Genomic DNA, 18,595 nt, shown 5'->3' with positions numbered 1-18,595 from the left:
CAAGATGGCCGGAAAAGGTGGGGGCCCGGGTTCGGGGACCCCCTTCCCCCCCGCCCCGCGGCCCTCGTCGCGTCCTAGGCTGGGGCGATGAGCGACCAGCAGTCCGAGAGCCGGCCCGAGCACTCGACCGGCGGCACCTACTCGGTCCCGGGCAAGGAGTTCTCGCGGGACACGAACTACATCACCACGCGGATCGTCCGCGAGCCGGAACCCGGCTCCGGTGACTACCCCGTCGAGCCGAACCGCTACCGGCTCGTGGCCGCGCGGGCGTGCCCGTGGGCCAACCGTACGGTGATCGTGCGACGGCTCCTCGGCCTGGAGGGCGTGATCTCGCTGGGGCAGCCCGGCCCCACCCACGACGCCGACTCGTGGACCTTCGACCTCGACCCCGGCGGCGTCGACCCGGTGCTCGGCATCCCCCGGCTCAAGGACGCCTTCCTCGCGCGCGACCCCGACTACGCGCGCGGCATCACGGTGCCCGCGATCGTCGACGAGCGGTCGGGCGCCGTGGTGACGAACGACTTCGCCCAGATCACGCTCGACCTGTCGACGGAATGGACCGAGCACCACCGCGAGGGCGCCCCCGACCTGCTGCCGACGGCCCACCGCGACGAGATGGACGCGGTCATGCGGCACGTCTACACCGAGGTCAACAACGGCGTGTACCGCTGCGGGTTCGCCGGCTCCCAGGAGGCCTACGACGCCGCCTACGACCGGCTGTGGACCGCCCTGGACCTGCTCGAGGACCGGCTGACGGACCGGCGCTACCTCGTCGGCGACACGATCACCGAGGCCGACGTCCGCCTGTTCACCACGCTCGCCCGCTTCGACGCCGTCTACCACGGGCACTTCAAGGCGAACCGCAACCTGCTGCGGGAGATGCCGGCCCTGTGGGGGTACGCGCGCGACCTGTTCCAGACCCCGGGCTTCGGCGACACGATCGACTTCGTCCAGATCAAGGAGCACTACTACGTGGTGCACACGGACATCAACCCGTCGGGCATCGTGCCCGCCGGCCCGGCACTGTGGAGCTGGCTGACGCCGCACGGCCGCGAGGCCCTCGGCGGACGCCCGTTCGGGGACGGCACCCCGCCGGGGCCGGTGGCCGCGGGCGAGGAGGTCGCCGAGGGGCACGGCGCCGTCTGACCCGGGCTCTCGCGGACCCGCGGGACCGCGGAGCTGCCGGCCTGCGGCCCTGCAGTCCCGCGGGTCCACAGGCCTGCAGACCCGCGGCCCCGAGCACCCGCAGCCCAGCGGCTCCACATACCTGAGGTCCCGGGATCTCAGCATGTGGATTCTGCGCACCTAGCGATACGACGCGGTCGGATTCCCTTTAACTTTCCACTACCGAGAGAGGCGCGGCACAGACGGCGCACCCGGCACGGAAGCCACCAAGGAGAGTCCCCCATGAGCGAGCAGAACACGCCCACCGAGCCCACCGACGACGCGGGCTCCACCGAGTCACCACCCGCACCCGAGCACGCCACGTCCCTGCCCGCAGGCGGACGCCGGACCTGGCAGACCGTCGTCGCCGTCGTCGCCGTGGCGGCCCTGGCCGGCACCGCCGGCCTGCTGATCGGCCGCGGCGGCACGGCGGAGGCGGACGCGGACACCACGAGCGGCGGCGCCGGCCAGGCGGCTGCGGGCGACGGGGACACCGTGGCCGCCGACACCGTCTCCCAGAGCTTCGCCGAGGGCGAGCACCGCGGTCTCGACTCGGTCCACCAGGGCGGCGACGAGAACATCGAGAACGTCCTGGTCTCCACCGACTGGCTCGCCGAGCAGATCGAGTCGGGGCTGGAGGAGAACAACATCGTGCTGGTCGACGTCAGCGAGCAGCTCGCCTCCTCCGAGCTCACGCCCTACGTCGACGGCCACATCCCCGGCGCGCAGTTCCTCGACTGGGCGACCTCCTTCACCCAGGACAACACCCGCGAGTTCATCGACGCCGACCAGTTCACCGAGGTCAGCCAGGGCCTCGGCCTGGACGAGGACTCCACCCTGGTGCTCTACGGGGACAACAACAACTGGTTCGCGGCCTACGCCGCCTGGGTGTTCAACCTCTACGGCTTCGAGGACGTCCGCCTGCTCGACGGCGGGCTGCACAAGTGGGAGCAGGTCGACGGGCGCGAGCTCGTCCAGGAGGTCCCCCAGCCCGAGCCCGGCACGTGGGTCGCCCTGCCGCAGAACTTCGACATCCGCGCGTTCCAGCCCGAGGTGCTCGACGCCGTCGACACCGGCAGCCACACCCTCATCGACATCCGCTCGACCGAGGAGTACAACGGCGAGGTCGGCGTCGACCCGGCGATCTTCGGCGGCGAGTCCACGGTGATCTGGGGGCACATTCCCGGCGCGATCAACGTCCCGTGGGGCTCCATCGTCAACGAGGACGGCACCTACCGCAGCGCCGAGGAGATCCGCGCGGTCTACGAGGAGGCGGGCGTGGACCTCGACGGCCCGATCATCACCTACTGCAGGATCGGTGAGCGCTCCTCGCACACCTGGTTCGCCCTCTCCCAGATCCTCGGCCTCGACGTGCAGAACTACGACGGCAGCTGGACCGAGTGGGGCAACTCCGTCGGTGTGCCGGTCACCAACGAGACCGGCGACCGCGGCGGCGTGTGGGGCACGAGCCGGTAGTCCGCCCGCCCGGCACGGGCGACCCCACCGATCCCCCCGACGGCGGACGCCTCGCGCCTCCGCCGTCGGGGCGCGCCACCGAAAGGACGACGACGACCGTGACCACAGCACCCGTGGCAGCTCCTGCGCCCGGACCCGCCCCCGCCCCACCGGCGACCCCCGAGGACGAGCGACCGCTCGGCTGGACGCCGGCCGACACCGTACGGACCGTGATCGCGCTGGCGGTCGCCGTCGCGCTGCTGGCGACGGCCGGCTGGCTCGCGTCCACCCGCGGGGACGGCGTCGGCGGCAGCGCGGCGAGCTTCGCGCTGCTCGCCGGCACCGGTCTCGGCATCCTCTTCGAGCGCGGACGCTTCTGCTTCTACTGCATCTTCCGCGACGCCTTCGAGAAGAAGAACACCCGGGGCGTCTACTCGATCCTCACCGCGATCGGCGTGGGCACCGTGGGCTACGCACTCGTGTTCTCGATCCGGCTGCCGGACCCCACGTCGGGCACGCTGCCCTCCGGCGCGCACATCGCGCCGGTCAGCTTCGCGCTCGTCGTGGCCGGCCTCGCGTTCGGGACCGGGGTGGTGATCTCCGGCGGCTGCATCGCCGGTCACCTCTACCGCCTCGGCGAGGGCAGCCTGCGCTCGATCCCCGCCCTGCTCGGGGCGCTCGTCGGGTTCGGGCTCGGCTTCCTGACGTGGAACCCGATCTACTCGCACGTCGTCGTCGGCGCGCCGATCCCGTGGCTGCCGGCCGGCGCCGGATACGGGATCGCCGTCGCGCTGCAGCTCGGCGTGCTCGCCGCGGTGGCCGTCGCGCTGCTGCGGTGGAACCCGCCCATCGCGGCGCGGCCACGACGCACGCTCGACGCCGACACCCTCCGCCGCCTGGTCTTCTTCAAGCGGTGGCCGGCCCTGGCCACGGGCGCTGGCGTGGGGATCATCGGTTTCCTGGCGTTCCTGCGGGACCGTCCGCTCGGGGTGACCTCGCAGCTGTCCAGCCTCACCCGCACGACGATGGACTCCGTCGACGCCCTGCCCCACACCCTCCTCGGGCTCGACGTCAGCCTGGGCGGCTGCGTCGCCCTCGTGGTCGACACGATCACCTCCAACGGGTGGCTCGTCATCGGGATCGTCGCGGGCTCCTTCGCCGCGGCGCTGCCGGGCAGGCGGTTCTCGATCGAGCCGCTGACCCTGCGCGGCTCCGGGACCGGGCTCCTCGGCGGTGTGCTCATCGGCTGGGCCTCGATCATCGGCCTGGGCTGCACGATCGGCGTCTTCCTGTCCGGGACGCAGGCGCTGGCCGTGTCCGGCTGGGTGTTCGCCGGTGCCGTCGTGCTCGCGCTCGGCGTCGGGTTCCGGCTCGGTCTGCACCGCGGAACCTGACCCGCACCCGGCACGAGCTACTGGTAGGTGACCAGGTCCGGGGTCGGCTCGACCGCCATCGTCCCCTCCGGGGTCAGCATCGGCGTGTCCTCGTCGTAGAAGTTCTTCCAGCCCCACGCGGTCACGGACGGTGCGTTGTCGAGCAGCGTGCGCCACGTCGTCTGCTTGTCGCCCTGCGCGCCCTGGCCGTCGGCATGGATGAGCACCTGGACCTCGTCGCGCGACTGGTCGACCTGGTCGACGTCGGGGATCATCCGCACCTGGAACTGGTGCAGGACGAGGAGCTTCTGCGGCAGGTCGTGCTCCGACGTGAGGTCGGCGAGGTAGGTGACGACCTCGTTGACCTCCTCGACCGGGACCTGCCCGATCTGGGTGAGGTGGACCTGGTCCGGCGTGAGCCGCCACTCCGGGTCGAGCGCGAGCCCGACGTGCGGCTCGAGCAGCAGCTCCTCGTAGATCTGCGCCTGCGTGACGAAGTCCGTGCGGCCGGGCTGCAGGTCGAGCACGACGTACAGCCCGTGCTCGCCGGCGAGGTCGACGAGGGGGCGGATCCGCTCGACCGGCGTCTCGTTGGAGTAGTCGCCGTCGTCGCCCGGCTCACCGGAGGCCACGGTCGCGATGATCTCCAGCGTGGGCACCACCGTCTCGTCGGTGAGCCCCTCGTACTCGGCGGCGACCTCCTCCGCCCTGGCGATCGTCTCCTCGGGCCCCTGCTCGCCGAGCACGCCGAGGGCGGAGGAGTCGGGGCTGCCGTAGAGCGCGACGTAGAGCGCGCCGGTCTGGTCGCCGTCCGGCTCGGGCAGCACGAGCTGGCCGCCCGCCGGCAGCTGGACACCGGTGGCGGCACTCCTCGTCCGGGTGGCCAGCTGATCGGCGTCGCCGAGACCGGGCGAGAGTCCGACGACGACGAGACCCGACTCCGCGTCGGCCTCGCCCTCGGCGGTGGCCGGGTCGGAGGGCGACTCGCCGGGGGCACCGTCGGACTCGTCGGACTCGGCGGACTCGTCGGACTCGTCGGAGTCGCTCCCGGCGCCGTCGCTCGACGCCTCCGGCCCACCTGAGGCACTCTCCTCGTCCGGTGCCAGGCCCAGGTCGGTGGCCAGCGCATGGACGGCCTCGACGCCGGCCGCGCTCGCGCGCGGGTCGCCGCCGCTCGCCACGACGACGTTGGCTCCGGCCGCCCGTGCGGTGGCGGCGACGGCGAGCTCGTCGAGGGTGCCGCCCCCGAGTGCGACGGTCTCGCCGGCGGAGGCCTCGGTGTCACCGAGGTCGGGCAGCTCGGTGACGACGTCGTGCGAGCCCGTCTCGGCGGCGCCGTCGCTCGCCGGCTCCGTCGGGCCGTCCGAGGTCGTCCCTGCCGGACCGTCGCTCGCCGGCTCGGCCGGGCCGTCCGTGGTCGTCTCGGCGCCGGCAGCGCCGGGACCCCAGTCCGCACCGGCCACGACGAGCGCCTCGGCGCCGGTCCCGGCCACGGCGCTGACGGCCTCCGAGGACTCGACCTCCTGTACGTCGGGCCCGCCGAGCAGCTCGGCGAGCGCGGCATCGTCGGCCGGGGCGGCGACATCGACGCCGACGTCCCCGGGGACCGACACCGGCCCGACGGCGAGGACCGTGGTCGCGCCGAGGCGCTCGATCTCGGCGGCCTCGGCCGCGTCATCGCCGTCGACCAGGACGGGCACCCCGAGGTGCACGCCGGCGGAGGCCGCCTCGACGGAACGGGGTCCGCCGTCGGGCGCGAGGACGACGACCGGGGACGAGTCGAAATAGGTGCCGGCGGCCGCGACGGAACGCGCGGTGCCCTCCCCCTCGAGCACGAGCGACTCCCCCGGCGCGGCGGCCTGCGCGACGTGGGCGGTGGAACCGTCGGCACCGCCGTCGCCGTCCTGCCCGCCGTCCCCCTCGGCGTCGTCGCCGCCCGAGCCGCAGGCAGCAAGGACGAGCGTGCTGGTGGCCAGCGCGGCGAGCGCAGCGCGCCGCGGTGATCGAACGGTGCTCATGTCACCCCTCCCGGTCGGAACCCGACCACGGTAGGCGCATCTGGACCGATGGTCGCCAGGAGAGCTCAGGACGTGGCGGGCCCGTCGGTGTCGAGGTCGGCCACCAGGGCCGTCACCAGGTCGACCGTCTCCTCCCAGCCGGTGACCGCCCGGCAGGGCACGCCGAGGTCGAGGACCGGGCGGTCGTTGCCGCCCTCGTCGAGGCGGTCGCCGACGAAGAGCATGTCCGCCAGCGCGACGCCGGTCCGCTCTGCGAGCCGCTCCATGCCGTACGCCTTGTCGATGCCGGTGGCCGTGATGTCCACGGAGGTCGAACCGCCGGAGCGGACCTCGAGGTCCGGCAGGTCGGCGGCGACGGCGGCGCGCAGGCGTTCCTTCTTCTCGCCCGTGGGGTCCCACGCCTTCTTCGCGTCCACGGGGGCCCGCTGGCCGAGGGCGGAGAACGTCATCTGGGTGCCGCGGTCCTCGATGATGTCGCCCCACGTGTCCGGCTCCCACAGGCCGAGCTCGCGGGCCCGGCGCTCGAGCGAGGCGGCCGCGGCCGAGCGCATGGCCTCGGGAAGCTCGTGGGCGTAGATCTCGACCAGCTGCTCGCCCTCGACCCGGAGGTAGCGGGTGCCGCACGTGGGCAGGAGGTGGAGGTCGGTGAGGTCGTGGCCGGCCATCCGCTCGACCACCTGGGTGCGGAACTGCGAGACGTCGCCGCCCGAGATGACGCAGACGGGCACGCGGGCGAGGAGGTCCGCGAGCGCGCGGACCATCGGGTCCGGCAGGGGCTGCTTCGACGGCGCGAGCGTGTCGTCGAGGTCGAAGGCCACGAGGGCTGGCATGGGCACGGCGGCTCCCGGGGTCGGTGGCGGAGCCTCGATCGTAGGCTCGCTGCCCGGGTCTGTCGGGAGCGGTTGTCCTGCACCACGTCGGTGCCGATGGCCTCCGCAGCCCCGGGGCGAACCGGGCCGGTCAGCCCGCGAGGCCGAGGAAGGCGAGCAGTGCCCGGTTCAGCCGCACGAGCTCGTCGTCGGGCAGCCGTCCCACCCGCTCGCGCACGCCTGCACGCGGCACGGTGGTGACCTTGTCGACCATGATCCAGCTGGACCGAGCGATGCCGACGGCGGGGTCCACAGGAATCCTCAGCAACGGGGCGTCGACAGCGCTGGTGGTCATCGGGCAGACCGTCACGGACCCGGTCGCATCGAAGCGGTCGTCCTGGACGATCACCACGGGCCGTGGCTTTCCGGAGTAGCTGCCCCGCGCAGCAGCGGTCCATATCTCGCCGCGTCTCACTCGCCCTCGTCCTCGTCGCCCCACTCCACCGATATGGCGTCGACGAAGGCCTGGTCGTCGCTCTCGTGTGCGCTGCCGGCCACGAGAGTCGACTGGCGATGCGCCTCCGCCACGAACTCGGGTGCGCGCACGTCCGGCACCCAGATCTGCACCGGTCGCAGCCCCTGGTCACGGAGACGCTGGCGATACGCCTGGACCCTCTCGCGCGTGCTCGCCATGCACCGATGTTACATGTCACGCACTCTCGCGAGCAACGGTTCGGCAGAGCGACGACGGAATCTCGGCGTCGTCGAATCCGCACCCATCCGATCGCCCACCGGCTCCGAACCCTGCGTGTCCGACCGACGGATCACGAAGGAGCTCATCATGCGAACGACGAAGTTCTTGGCAGCACCGGCCCTGGCGCTCGGTGCCCTGACCCTGGCGGCCGGCCCGGCGCTGGCGCACGGCCACGACGACGGGCACGACGACGGCGGTCACGACGGCGGCAGCCACGCCGAAGGCACCTGGTCCGGCCAGGCCCACCTGGGAGAGCTCAACAACAGCGGGACGACCGGCGACTTCTGGCTCGAGCTCGACGGCCACGAGGCGACCGTGTCGATGAACGTCTCCGGTGCGGCCGAGACGTTCATGGACGCACCGTTCCCGCACGCGCAGCACATCCACATCGGCGCGGAGGGGACCTGCCCCGGGCCGGAGGCCGACATGAACGGCGACGACGCGGTCAACGTCGAGGAGGGCCACCCCTTCTACGGCATGATCGCCACCTCGCTGACCACCGAGGGCGACACGAGCCCTGACTCCGGCCTGGCCGTCGACCGCTTCCCGGGCGGCTCGGCCTACACGTACGAGCGGACCCTCGAGCTCGACGACGACACCGTGGCGGCCCTCGCGGACGGCACCGCCGTCGTGGTCGTCCACGGCGTCGACCCCGCGAACCTGTCCGACGCCGCGGCCGGCGCGCAGAGCGAGCTCGACCCGTCGCTGCCCCTGGCCGCGACGCTGCCGGCGGCCTGCGGACCGGTGACGGTCTCGCAGGTGGGCGAGATGCCGCACGGCGGCGCCGACACCGGCTCGCCGGTGCAGCAGTCGGACGACGGCACCGCGCTCGCGGTCGGCGCCGGCGTGCTCGGGGTCGGCATCCTCGGCGGCGGAGCCTGGGCGCACAAGCGTCGCGCCGCCACGGCCTGACGGGTCGGGAGCACCCCGTGATGCCTCGCATCCACGGTCGCCGCGCGGGCCTCACGGCCGGCGCGGCGGCCGTGCTCCTGGTCCTCGGCGCCTGCTCGGGGACCGACGAGCCCGACTACGCCGACCCGGTCGGCCCCTCGGCGTCGAGCACTCCTGACGGGGATCGCGGGTCGACCACCCCGAACGGGGAGCAGGTCCCACCGTCGGACGGCGCGGCCCCCGACGCGCCCACGGACGGCCCGGGGCCTGCTCCCTCCCCCGGTGACGGGTCCAGTTCTCCGACCGACGCGCCCGCTCCGCAGGAGGACGGCGCGCAGGAGGCGGAGGAGGTACCCGTCGCCGATGCCATGCCCGCCTCGGAGCCGGCCCGGATCGAGATCCCGAGCCTCGGCGTCTCCTCGGAGGTCATGGACCTCGGTCGCCAGGAGAACGGGGTCATCGAGGTTCCGCCGTACAACCTCGGGTCGCCGGCCGGCTGGTACGTCCACTCGCCGACCCCCGGGGAGGCCGGTCCGTCCGTCGTCCTCGGGCACCGCAACGGCAGCGAGGGCGGGCCCGGGATCTTCGCCGACCTGCCCCGGACCGAGGTCGGAGACACCGTGGAGGTCACGCGGGAGGACGGCTCGGTGGCGACCTTCACCATCTACCGGACCGAGCAGTTCTACCAGCAGGAGTTCCCCACGCTGGACGTCTACGGGAACACGGCGGGGCCCGAGATCCGCCTCATCACGTGCGACGGGCTCAACCCGGAGACCGGGCAGCTGGAGGACAACTTCATCGTCTACGCCGCCCTGGACGCCTGACGGGACCGGCCCCGCACCGGGGACCGGCCCCGCACCGGGGGCCGGCCCCTTCCCGGAGGCCGGTCCGCGGGTCAGCCCTTGGCGTCGGCGATCACGCGCACGACCGCGGCCACGGCCTCGGCGGCGTCGGCGCCGGTAGCCGCCACGGTGAGCTCGGTGCCCGGCTTGACGTTCTTCGCCATGAGGGCGAGCACGCTGCGGGCGTCGGCACCGTCGATCGTCACTGCCGCCTCGTACTTGGCCGCCGTCGTGGCGACGGCCGCGGCCGGCCGGGCGTGCAGGCCCATCGGGTCCTCGATGACGACGGTCTCCCGGACAGCGTCGGCGGCCGCGGCGTCGCCTGCTCCGGGGGAGGTACCGCCCTCCGCCGCGGTCGCGTCCGGCTCGCCCTCCGCCGCCGCACCCTCGGCGCCGTCGACGAGGCTGCGCCCGGCCGCCGCGACCGCGCCGGCGACCGCCGTCAGGTCCCCGCCACCCTGCGCCTCGACCGCCGCGGCGACGACCCCCTCCACGAGCGGACCGGTCGCGTGGCGTGCCGGCTCGTCGTCGTGCAGCTCGAGGACCGAGTCGATCGTCATCGCCGCCGACCCGAGGTCCGCGACGAGCACCACGCCGGACACCTCGTCCTCGGCGAGCAGGTCGGTCAGGGCCGTCTCCAGGGCGTCGAAGCTCGTCCCGATCCGGCCGTCGTCGGTGCCGCCGACGCCGACGATCCGCACGTCGGGCGCCATCTGCGCCGCGAGCTCGACCAGCCCGTCCGCGAGCGCCCGCGAGTGGGACACCGCGACGAGCCCGACCCTGGACATCAGTTCCCCTGGGCCGCGGCGGCGTCGGCGGCCGCGCGCAGGAGGAGCGCGGTCGAGCGGGCGCCCGGGTCCATGTGGCCGGCGGAGCGCTCACCGAGGTAGGAGGCGCGCCCCTTGGTGGCCACGAGCGGGACGGTGGCCTCGGCGCCCTCCTGGGCGGCGGTGGCGGCGGCCTCGAGCGCGGCGGTGGCGTCCCCGCCGTCGGACTGCACCCTCTTCGCCGCCTCGAGGGCGGGGGCGAGGGCGTCGACCATCGTCTTCTCCCCCGGCGTCGCGCGGCCGCGGGCCTTGACACCCTCGAGGGCGGCCTCGAGGAACGCGGCCACGCCGGCGGCGTCGACCTCCTCGCCGATCTGCTTGGCGCCCCGCAGAAACGCGGTGCCGTAGAGCGGGCCCGCCGCTCCCCCGACGACGGACATCAGCGTGCTGGCCACGCCCTTGAGGACGTCCGGGACCGTCGCGGGTGCGGAGGTCTCGAAGCGCGGCGCGATCGCGGAGAAGCCCCGGTCGAGGTTCTCGCCGTGGTCGGCGTCGCCGATCGCTCGGTCGAGGTCGATGAGCTCGATGCGGTGCTCGGCGACGGTCGCCGTCATCCTGCTCACCCAGTCCAGCGCCCAGTCCCTGCCCAGCGTGCTCATGTCTCTCCTCAGGTCGTTCTCGGTGTGCGTGCGTCGGTCGGTGGGCGTCCGTCAGCCCTGGGTCCAGGCGACGGTCCGGGCGGGGGCGTCGTACAGGGCGAGCAGCTCGTCGTCGACCTTGAGCACGGTGACCGAGGCACCCGCCATGTCGAGGCTGGTCACATAGCTGCCGACCTTCGAACGGACGACCTCGACGCCCTTCTCCTCCAGCCGTGCGCGGGCCCGACCGTAGATGAGGTACAGCTCGGAGTCCGGCGTCGCGCCCATGCCGTTGACGAGGAGGACGACCTTCTCGCCGCCGGCGAGCCCCAGGTCCTCGATCACCGGGTCGGTGAGCTGGTCGGTGAGCTCGTCGGAGGTCGTCATCGGGATGCGGCGGCGGCCGGGCTCGCCGTGGATGCCGATGCCGATCTCGACCTCGTCGTCGCCCAGGTCGAACGAGTGCTCGCCCGTGCTCGGCGAGACGGGCGAGTCGAGCGCGAGGCCCATCGACCGCACGTTGTCGGCGGCGCGCTGCGCGAGTGCGGTGACGCCCGCGAGGTCGTCCCCGCGCGCGGCGGCGGCCCCGGCGATCTTCTCCACGAGGATCGTGCCGGCCACGCCGCGCCGGCCTGCGGTGAAGGTGGAGTCCTCCACCGCGACATCGTCGTTGACCAGGACGGTCGTGATCTCGACGTCGTCCGCGAGCTCGGCGGCGGTCTCGAAGTTGAGCACGTCGCCCGTGTAGTTCTTGACGATGTGCAGGACGCCGGCGCCGGAGTCGACCGCACGGCTCGCCGCCTCGATCGGGTCCGGCGAGGGCGAGGTGAAGACGGGACCGGGGACGGCGGCGTCGAGCATGCCCTCCCCCACGAACCCGGCATGCATCGGCTCGTGGCCGGAGCCGCCGCCGGAGATCACGCCGACGCGCCCGGCCACCGGGGCGTCGTTGCGCACGACGTACAGGGGGTCGGCGTTGACCCCGAGGATGTCGGAGTGGGCGAGGCCGAACGCGCGGACGGACTCGTCGACGAAGCGGGCCGGGTCGTTGAGGAACTTCTTCATGACATCTCCCTCGATGGCTGGTGGGCACCATCCTGCCGCCTCGCGCGGGCGGCGTCACTCCCTCCCGCCGGCGGTGGACGGATTCTCAGCCTCGGGTGTGCCCGGTGACCTCGCGGGCGCGGCCGGCGAGCACGACGGACCCGACGACGAGGACCGCGGTCCGCGTGACGAGCTCCGTCTGGTCGGCCTCGGCGAGGGTGGCGGCGCGGTCGATGGCCTCGTCGAGGCGGGGCACGAGGTGGACGCGCTCCTCGCCGAACACCTCGCGGGCGACCTCGGCGAGCTCCTCGGCGGGCATCGCGCGGTCGGTGCCCGCGTCGGTGATGACGACCTCCTCCAGGAGGGGCTCGAGCTCGCCGAGCATCGCCTCGGCCTCCTTGTCGTACATCACGCCCACGACGCCGACGACGTGCTCGAGGTCGAACGCCTCGGCCAGGCCCTCGCGCAGGGCCTCGATGCCGGCGGGGTTGTGCGCGGCGTCGACGATGACCAGCGGCGAGGCGCGGACCACCTCGAGGCGGCCCGGCGAGGTGACGCCCGCGAAGGCCTGCTCGACGACGTCGCCGGCGAGCGCCGCCCCGCCGAAGAACTGCTCGACGGCGGCCAGCGCCAGGAGCGCGTTGCGGGCCTGGTGGGCGCCGTGCAGCGGGAGGTGGATCCCCTCGTAGACGCCGGCGGGAGTGCGCAGGGTGAGGACCTGGCCGCCGACGGCGGTCTCCCGGTCGACGACCTCGAGCTCGACGTCCTCGCGGACGAGCCGGGCGCCGGCGGTGGCCGCGGCGGACAGGACGATGCCCTCGACCTCCTCGTGCTGGCGGGCGACGACGACGGTCGCACCCTCCTCGATGATGCCGACCTTCTCGTTGGCGATGTCGGTGAGGGTGGAGCCGAGCCAGCGCATGTGGTCGCGCTCGATGGTGGTGAGGACGGCGACCTGGCCGCGCGCGACGTTGGTGGCGTCCCAGGTACCGCCCAGGCCGACCTCGACGACCGCCACGTCGACGGGGGTGTCCGCGAAGGCCGCGTAGCCCAGGACGGTGAGGAGCTCGAAGAAGCTGAGGCGGGCGCCGCCGTCGGCGACGTTCCGCTCGTCGATGAGATCGAGGTACGGGGCGACGTCGTGGTACGCGGTGAGGAAGTCCGGCGTCGAGATGGGGGCGCCGTCCAGCGCGATGCGCTCGCGCACCGAGTGCAGGTGGGGGGACGTGAACCGGCCGGTGCGCAGGCCTCGCTCGCGAAGCAGCGCCTCGATCATGCGAGCGGTCGAGGACTTGCCGTTGGTGCCGGTGATGTGGATGACCGGGTAGGAGTCCTGCGGGTTCCCGAGGAGGTCGAGAGCCTCACGGACACGATCCAGGCTCGGCTGCGGGGCGTGCTCGGGGGCGCGGGCGACGATCTGCGCGGCGAGCTCGGCGAGCGCCGCCTCCTCCTCGGGGGTGCCCTCGCCGGTGGGGTTCTCCGACGACGCCGGGCCGCCGGTCGGGTCGTCGGCGCCCGCGTCGTCGGTGCCCGCGTAGGGGGCGTGCGGGTCGTCGTCGGGGCGATGGGCGTCGTCGGGGTCGATGCGCTCGTCGTCGCTGACGAACAGCTCGTCGTAGTCGTCGTCGAAGTCGGCGTCCCGACCGGCCTCGCCGGCGACCTCCCGGACGACGTCGTCGTCGGGTCCGCCGAACAGGCCGGAGCGCAGGACGACCTGGAGGTCGGCCTCGCGCTCGTCGTCCTCCGCCCGGGCCTCGGCCAGGCGTTCGGCCAGCTCGGGGTCGGCCTCGTCCTCCGCCGCGGCGACGGCCTCGTCGATCGTCGGGAAGGACTCGCTGATCGCGGGCTCGTCGTCGCGCATGTCGTCGCGCGCGTCGTCGTCAGGCCGCTCGTTACCGCCGGGAGTCGTCACCGTCCGATCCTCCCACGCGCCGGGGGCTCGACACCCGGCGGGCGGGCGCGGGCGGTCGGGTCCGGGCGGTCGCTGTCAGTCCAGCGGCAGCTTGTAGCCCTCGTGGGTGGCCCGGTAGCCGAGCCGCTCGTAGAACCGGTGCGCATCCGCGCGCGACCTGTCGCTCGTCAGCTGGACGAAGCGGGCGCCCCGGCTGCGGCCGTAGGCGTGGGCCCAGTCGAACATCGCCCCGCCGAGGCCGGAGCCGCGGGTCGTGGCCGCCACCCGCACGGCCTCGATCTGGAGGCGGAGCGCGCCGCCGCGCGAGAGGCTCGGCAGGAGCGTGAGCTGCATGACGCCGACGACCCGCCCCTGAGAGTCACGCGCGCACGCGAGGTAGTGGCTCGGGTCGCGATCAATCGCCTCGAACGCGCGCTCGTAGGCGGCGAGGTCGTGGTCCTCGCGCTGGGCGCCGAGCACGTCGTCCCGGAGCAGGTCGACGATCGCCGGGACGTCCTCCGCCCTCGCCCGGTCGACCCGGTAGGTCACCCCGCCGGCCTCGAGCACGCCGTCGGGCGTCACCGCTGCTGGGCTCTGGGGTCCTCCGGAGGTGCACACGCACCGATGCTGCCACGCGCGCCCCACCCCTTGTCCGGATTCCCGTCGCGTGCTGCAGGAGTTCTTCCGCGGCGCGATGAGCTCGCTCCGGCCCCGACTGACCCTGCATCGGGTGATCGACGGTGGGCGGGCGATCGCCATGGAGATGACCGAGCGGTGGACGCATGACGACCAGGAAAGGACGGCCGCGCTCGTGGCCGTCCTCGACATTGCCGACGGTCGCATCTCGGGGGCGAAGATCTACCGCGAGGGGTCGGCCGAGCCCTGATCGCCCCCGCCGCCGTTCGTGTCACATCTGGATGGACCCGCGACGACGTCCGCGCTCTCGTTGTCGAGGACTCGTGCGTACTCAGACCCTGACGGGGTCCTCTCCATCACCTCGTGGTCGATCATCTCGCGTCGCAGTCGCGCCGTATCGTCTGCGAACGCTGTCAGACGCTCGCTCAGCTCCCGCTCCGGGAGCACCTCGCCCTCGCCGATCGTCCTTCTCGCGAGGAGGTGGAGCAGTGCGCGACGCTCGTCGAGATCGGTGGGGTAGCGATCGATGCGACCTTCGCCGTCGAGGAATCTCTCGGGGCCTTGCGGTCGGTCGGGAGCACCGGCTGCTAGCGCATCGGCGAACACGTCACCGCAGGCCACGAGAGTGCCGGCCTCCTCACGAACGAGACCGGATCGCAGGAGGGCATCGATCGTGCGCCGCCGCCGTGTCGGACCGAGGTCGGAACCGATCACCTCCGCCGACTCGCCGACCACGATCTGTGAGAACACGAGTCGGCAGTGCGGATTCGCAAGTGCCGCGATGAGTGGCCGCCAGTCCGCGTGCTGAGGCGATGCGCGCATGCCACCAGGCTAGGTGGACCTTTCACGGCGAGCCCGCACATTCCGCTCGGGCCTTCGCGGTCCGCGGGCGGGCTCAGCGACCGATGACGAGCAGCGCCTGGTCGCCGTCGCGGATCTCCGCCCACGGCACGTCCTCGATGTCGAGCGTGACGCGCAGCCGCTCGTCGTCGGCCCCGACGGCGTCGTAGGCGTACCGGGTGTTGGTGAGCTCGACGGTCTCGGTGCGGGCGGTGGTCAGCCACGGGTGACGCCGGCGCAGCGCGATGAGGTCCTGGTGGACGCGGAGCATCGTCTGCTGCTGCGGGTCGAGCCCGTCCGGCTCCGGCGGGTCCGGCGGGAAGATCGGGCGGACCGCGTCGTCGCCACCGAGCCGCTCCTCCTTGACGCCCTCCCAGCCGTACTCGTCGCCGCCGTAGACCGACGGGATGCCGCCGACCGTCAGCAGGACGACCGCGGCGAGCGCCGCCTTGTCGGCCCCGACCTGGCTGGCGATGCGCGTGGTGTCGTGGTTACCGACGAACGTCTGGGGCACGAAGGCCTCGAGGAACTCGTCGTGCCGCTGCAGCGTCCAGTCGAGCTCGAAGAAGTTGCCCTCCTTCAGCGAGCTCCAGGTCGCCTTCCACAGCTCGTACTGGGTGACGGAGTCGATCGTGCCGTCGACGACGAAGCCCGCGTAGTCGCCGTGGATGACCTCCCCGAGGAACCAGGTGTCCGGGAACTCCTCGCGCACGCGCGGCAGCACGCGTGCCCACAGCTCCGTGGGCACCGAGTAGGCGGCGTCGAGTCGCCAGCCGTCGACCCCGCGGGCGAGCCAGTGGGTCATCACCTCGACGAGCAGGTCCTCCACCGCCGAGCTGCCGTGGTTGAGCGCGACGAGCGAGCCGTGCCCCTCGAAGTTCTCGGCCACCGGCTCGTCCCCGGAGAAGTCGATGCGGAACATCTCCGCCTCGGCCGAGCCCTCGTCCGCCTCGAGCGCCGTCGTGTACAGCGGGTGGGTAGCGCCGACGTGGTTGAAGACGCCGTCGAGGAGGACCCGGATCCCGCGCGAGCGGCACTCGGCCACCAGGTGGTCGAGGTCGTCGTCGTCGCCGAGGCGGGGGTCGATGCGGAAGAAGTCGGTCGTGTCGTAGCCGTGCGTCTCGGACTCGAAGATCGGGCCGAGCAGCAGGCCGTTGGCCCCGAGCTCGACGACGTGGTCGAGCCACTCGGTGAGGTGCCGCAGGCGGTGGACCGGCTCGGCCTCGACGGCGGCGCGCTCCTCCTCGGTCGGCCGCACCGGGGCGCCGGTGAACCCGAGCGGGTAGACGTGCCACCAGATCGCTTGCTCGCTCCAGTCGCTCATGGGGCCACTCTTCCGTCAATCCGGCGAACATGCGACCAGGTAGCACAGTTGCGCGGTCGGTCGGCCCGACGACGGCGCACCAGGCGGCATGATGGTTCCGGTGCGACGACAGGAGGGTCCATGGCCGACGTGGCCGAGCAGGTCGAGGCCGAGCTGGTCGCCGTCATCACGGCGGTGCACGACGGCGAACCCCTGGCCCTGACCACCGAGGACGGGCGGCGTCTGCCGTCGGGACCGCTGCAGACCGAGCACCGGTCGATGCAGGCCGGGATGCGCTCATGGGTGACCCGGCAGACCGGTCACGACCTCGGGTACGTCGAGCAGCTCTACACGTTCGCCGACCGGCGGCGCGCGCCCCACCCGGCTCTGGAGATCTCCTACCTCGGGCTCACCACCGTCGGCTCGCCCACGGACTCGTGGGTGAGCTGGCTGGAGTACTTCCCCTGGGAGGACCGCCGCTCGGGCGCCGACCTGGTCGAGGCCCGACTCGCGCCGGACCTGAGCCGGTGGGCGGACGAGCCGCCGGACCGGGACCTGACCGAGCGACGGCGCCTGCGGTGCGCCGTCACCTTCGGCCTGGAGGGCCAGCCGTGGCTGCCGGGCATGGCGCTGCAGCGCTACGAGCTGCTCTACGAGGCGGGGCTCGTCCCCGAGGCCGGTGCGAGCGCCGATCCCGCGGTCACCGGGCGGCCGATGGACCGCGACCACCGGCGCATCCTCGCCACCGGGATCGGGCGGCTGCGCGCCAAGATCCAGTACCGGCCGGTGATCTTCGAGCTCGTCCCGGAGTCGTTCACGCTCGGCCGCCTCCAGGCCACCGTCGAGGCCGTGGCCGGGCACCACCTGCACAAGCAGAACTTCCGTCGCCTGGTCGAGCACCAGGAGCTGGTCGAGGAGACCGGGAAGGTGGACCAGTCGACCGGCGGCCGGCCGGCCAAGCTGTTCCGGTTCCGCCGCGAGGTCCTCGACGAGCGCGAGGCCGCGGGGACGAAGCTGCCGATCGTCCGCTCGCGCTGACGGCTGCGACCGGCACGGTCCGGCCTCGTGCCGGCCTGCCGCGGACCCCGGCGCTTCGTCTCCCCAGGAGGTTCGCGCCTACGCGTCGGGCCGACGAACGGTGCTCTCCGCATTGAGAGTGTCGCCGTCCCAGGTGAGGTCCGAGTCCTCGTCCACCTCGTACGCCTCGAACCGCGAGTCGGCGAGGACCGCCTCGACGAGTGTGCGGGAGCCGGCGACGATCGTCGAGTCCCAGTCGATCTCGCTCGCCACCACCCACGACCGGTCCGCAGGCCACAGCAGCTGGGGCAGCACTCCTCCGATCCCCCAGCCCGGATCACGCTCGCCGGCACTCACCCGCCTCAGGTCGGCGAGCTCGGTCAGACTCGTGCTGAACAGCAGGAAGTCCCGGCCCGGCCATTCGAGGAACGGCCCCGACACCGCCGCGCGACGGACGTCAGCGCAGACGGAATCCCTCCGCTCCGCCTCAGCTCGAGCACGCTCGGTCGCCCTCTCGACCGGGTCGGCGTCGGCCTCGACGAACACGTCGACGGCGCCGGTGCCGCGGAGCTGGCCCCACCCGTTCCAGACGCCGGCGGTCACGTCGTCGGCAGCGGCGGTGGAGAGCCGGAGATGCTCCGTCAGGGCGGCGAGCAGGTCGGGCTCGAGCATCCCCTCGACACTCGGCGAGACCTGCCAGCCGTCGGCGAAGGACAGCGCCGTCTCGTCGTCCGTGATGCGGCACCACTGCACGAGCGGGTGCATCACCCGGCCGTTGCGGGCGGCGACCTCCGCCCACGTCCACCGGGCAGCGTCGATCGCCGCGCGCTCGCCCCGCTCGTCGGCGTCCGGCGGAACCACACGGTGCGCGTCGACGGGGTGCAGGATCCGCGCGTACGTCTCGAAGCCCGTTCCCGCGGAGCCCCCGAGGCTGCCCCAGGCGCCGACGCGCTCGAGCAGCCACGCCCCACGCCCGACATCGCCCGTCAGTTCCACGCCGCGAGCGTAGCCATCTGCCGAGCCGCCCCGGCTGGTGGCCGGCCGCGCGGCGGTCGGCCCGTCCGACCCCGCCGAGCCACAGAGAACACCGCGGCACGACACGACGCCGACGCCCTTGCACCGCCCCACCTCCCTGGTTATGCTCACCGCGAGC

At 73.2% G+C, this 18,595-nt stretch carries 19 protein-coding genes; 7 read left to right on the top strand and 12 right to left on the bottom strand.

Translation table 11 applies throughout. From position 1 onward, the window contains the following. Positions 1-87: 87 nt before the first annotated feature. From ACZLKG_RS05030 to ACZLKG_RS05020, 3 genes are all read left to right on the top strand, one after another. Positions 88-1,146: a glutathione S-transferase family protein gene (locus ACZLKG_RS05030; protein ID WP_463648143.1), complete on the top strand. Its 1,059-nt coding sequence runs from the start codon at positions 88-90 to the stop codon at positions 1,144-1,146. 597 nt (positions 1,147-1,743) lie between these two features. Then, complete coding sequence (locus ACZLKG_RS05025; RefSeq protein ID WP_463648216.1) at positions 1,744-2,640, top strand: sulfurtransferase; 897 nt, start codon at positions 1,744-1,746, stop codon at positions 2,638-2,640. Between the two features lie 98 nt (positions 2,641-2,738). Further along, positions 2,739-4,013 (top strand): YeeE/YedE family protein, encoded by a 1,275-nt coding sequence (locus ACZLKG_RS05020; protein WP_463648142.1) that lies wholly within the window; start codon positions 2,739-2,741, stop codon positions 4,011-4,013. A 17-nt stretch (positions 4,014-4,030) separates the two neighbouring features. Here the strand turns inward: ACZLKG_RS05020 and ACZLKG_RS05015 are convergent, their stop codons facing one another. The 4 genes from ACZLKG_RS05015 to ACZLKG_RS05000 all read right to left on the bottom strand — a co-directional run bounded on the left by ACZLKG_RS05015 (position 4,031) and on the right by ACZLKG_RS05000 (position 7,512). After that, on the bottom strand, positions 4,031-6,010 hold the full coding sequence (locus tag ACZLKG_RS05015; RefSeq protein WP_463648141.1) for a prolipoprotein diacylglyceryl transferase: 1,980 nt from the start codon (positions 6,008-6,010) through the stop codon (positions 4,031-4,033). 65 nt (positions 6,011-6,075) lie between these two features. Then, positions 6,076-6,840 (bottom strand): HAD-IIB family hydrolase, encoded by a 765-nt coding sequence (locus ACZLKG_RS05010; RefSeq protein ID WP_463648215.1) that lies wholly within the window; start codon positions 6,838-6,840, stop codon positions 6,076-6,078. A 130-nt stretch (positions 6,841-6,970) separates the two neighbouring features. Further along, on the bottom strand, positions 6,971-7,294 hold the full coding sequence (locus ACZLKG_RS05005; RefSeq protein ID WP_463648140.1) for a type II toxin-antitoxin system PemK/MazF family toxin: 324 nt from the start codon (positions 7,292-7,294) through the stop codon (positions 6,971-6,973). Continuing rightward, entirely contained in the window at positions 7,291-7,512 is a 222-nt protein-coding gene (locus ACZLKG_RS05000; protein ID WP_425708448.1) for an antitoxin MazE family protein, read from the bottom strand. Before ACZLKG_RS05000 ends, ACZLKG_RS05005 begins: the two co-directional genes overlap by 4 nt. Positions 7,513-7,660: 148 nt before the next feature. Here ACZLKG_RS05000 and ACZLKG_RS04995 point away from each other — a divergent pair, with 148 nt between their 5' ends. Together ACZLKG_RS04995 and ACZLKG_RS04990 are read left to right on the top strand one after the other, a co-directional pair. Beyond that, positions 7,661-8,485, top strand: a complete 825-nt coding sequence (locus tag ACZLKG_RS04995; RefSeq protein WP_463648139.1) for a hypothetical protein — start codon at positions 7,661-7,663, stop codon at positions 8,483-8,485. Positions 8,486-8,505: 20 nt separating this feature from the next. Continuing rightward, a complete protein-coding gene (locus ACZLKG_RS04990) occupies positions 8,506-9,288 on the top strand; it encodes a sortase domain-containing protein (protein ID WP_463648138.1) in 783 nt (260 codons plus the stop codon). Between the two features lie 71 nt (positions 9,289-9,359). Here the strand turns inward: ACZLKG_RS04990 and dhaM are convergent, their stop codons facing one another. The 5 genes from dhaM to ACZLKG_RS04965 form a co-directional block, all read right to left on the bottom strand. Beyond that, a complete protein-coding gene (gene dhaM, locus ACZLKG_RS04985; RefSeq protein WP_463648137.1) occupies positions 9,360-10,094 on the bottom strand; it encodes a dihydroxyacetone kinase phosphoryl donor subunit DhaM in 735 nt (244 codons plus the stop codon). Further along, on the bottom strand, positions 10,094-10,732 hold the full coding sequence (dhaL, locus tag ACZLKG_RS04980) for a dihydroxyacetone kinase subunit DhaL (RefSeq protein ID WP_463648136.1): 639 nt from the start codon (positions 10,730-10,732) through the stop codon (positions 10,094-10,096). Before dhaL ends, dhaM begins: the two co-directional genes overlap by 1 nt. Positions 10,733-10,783: 51 nt before the next feature. Further along, positions 10,784-11,776: a dihydroxyacetone kinase subunit DhaK gene (gene dhaK / locus ACZLKG_RS04975; protein WP_463648135.1), complete on the bottom strand. Its 993-nt coding sequence runs from the start codon at positions 11,774-11,776 to the stop codon at positions 10,784-10,786. Between the two features lie 85 nt (positions 11,777-11,861). Continuing rightward, on the bottom strand, positions 11,862-13,667 hold the full coding sequence (locus ACZLKG_RS04970; RefSeq protein ID WP_463648134.1) for a bifunctional folylpolyglutamate synthase/dihydrofolate synthase: 1,806 nt from the start codon (positions 13,665-13,667) through the stop codon (positions 11,862-11,864). Positions 13,668-13,742: 75 nt separating this feature from the next. Beyond that, the gene (locus ACZLKG_RS04965) at positions 13,743-14,264 is read right to left on the bottom strand and encodes a GNAT family N-acetyltransferase (RefSeq protein ID WP_463648133.1); all 522 of its coding nucleotides are present in this window, start codon (positions 14,262-14,264) and stop codon (positions 13,743-13,745) included. Between the two features lie 49 nt (positions 14,265-14,313). Between ACZLKG_RS04965 and ACZLKG_RS04960 the strand changes: the two genes are divergently transcribed. Continuing rightward, a complete protein-coding gene (locus ACZLKG_RS04960; protein ID WP_425708456.1) occupies positions 14,314-14,532 on the top strand; it encodes a nuclear transport factor 2-like protein in 219 nt (72 codons plus the stop codon). On the opposite strand, the gene ACZLKG_RS04955 is transcribed toward ACZLKG_RS04960, so the two are convergent. Both ACZLKG_RS04955 and ACZLKG_RS04950 read right to left on the bottom strand, forming a co-directional pair. Beyond that, a complete protein-coding gene (locus ACZLKG_RS04955) occupies positions 14,505-15,032 on the bottom strand; it encodes a DUF2087 domain-containing protein (protein WP_463648132.1) in 528 nt (175 codons plus the stop codon). The genes ACZLKG_RS04960 and ACZLKG_RS04955 overlap by 28 nt on opposite strands. Positions 15,033-15,177: 145 nt before the next feature. After that, complete coding sequence (locus ACZLKG_RS04950) at positions 15,178-16,446, bottom strand: alpha-amylase family protein (RefSeq protein WP_463648131.1); 1,269 nt, start codon at positions 16,444-16,446, stop codon at positions 15,178-15,180. Positions 16,447-16,566: 120 nt separating this feature from the next. On the opposite strand from ACZLKG_RS04950, the gene ACZLKG_RS04945 reads away from it, so the two are divergent. Beyond that, positions 16,567-17,463 (top strand): NUDIX hydrolase, encoded by an 897-nt coding sequence (locus ACZLKG_RS04945; protein WP_463648130.1) that lies wholly within the window; start codon positions 16,567-16,569, stop codon positions 17,461-17,463. A 78-nt stretch (positions 17,464-17,541) separates the two neighbouring features. On the opposite strand, the gene ACZLKG_RS04940 is transcribed toward ACZLKG_RS04945, so the two are convergent. Then, positions 17,542-18,438: a hypothetical protein gene (locus ACZLKG_RS04940; RefSeq protein WP_463648129.1), complete on the bottom strand. Its 897-nt coding sequence runs from the start codon at positions 18,436-18,438 to the stop codon at positions 17,542-17,544. Between the last annotated feature and the right edge of the window lie 157 nt (positions 18,439-18,595).

It is taken from the genome of Georgenia sp. Z2081, assembly GCF_055326445.1.
The sequence above is the reverse complement of the archived record's forward strand: the minus strand, read 5'-3'. Positions and strand labels throughout refer to the sequence as shown.